This window comes from Campylobacter sp. 2018MI13, from assembly GCF_018501135.1.
Taxonomy (GTDB): Bacteria; Campylobacterota; Campylobacteria; order Campylobacterales; family Campylobacteraceae; genus Campylobacter_E.
This window is the reverse complement of record NZ_JAHCZC010000259.1, coordinates 1-416: the sequence shown is the minus strand read 5'-3', so window position 1 is coordinate 416 and position 416 is coordinate 1. Positions and strand designations below refer to the sequence as shown.

The following is a 416-nucleotide window of genomic DNA, read 5'->3' as shown; positions in this document are numbered from 1 at the left end:
TTTATAATTTGCGTGAAAATTATACAATTGCTGCTGAGTAGCCTTGATGCGCCTGTCTTTGATTGCTTTTCTCAAATTGTCTTCAGACATCTTTGAAAAAAGCTCAACGTCGACCAGATTGCTGTTCCCTCTGAAAAAAACCTTTGTGGTCCCAACCAAAAGCTCGCTCATCTGGGTATTGGTCAAAGACATTTCCCGTGCCTGTTCACCTGAAAAGTCAACGCTTTGTGCACAACATATGAGAACTTCATCATAAATTCTCTTATATTTCTGAACATATTTCGATTGCTCATTTTGTTTTAACAAATACGACTCATTTAAAACAGTTCCTTCTAATGAACTCGAAACAAACAAACAATTCATGGCAAAAATGTATACAAAACAGAAAATGAAAACATCTAGCAGTCTCATATAAA

At 35.6% G+C, this 416-nt stretch carries 1 protein-coding gene; it reads right to left on the bottom strand.

The features are described from left to right. A partial coding sequence (locus KJQ99_RS09920; protein WP_214150743.1) for a hypothetical protein occupies positions 1-306 on the bottom strand: 306 nt, incomplete at its 3' end. Positions 307-416: the final 110 nt, after the last annotated feature.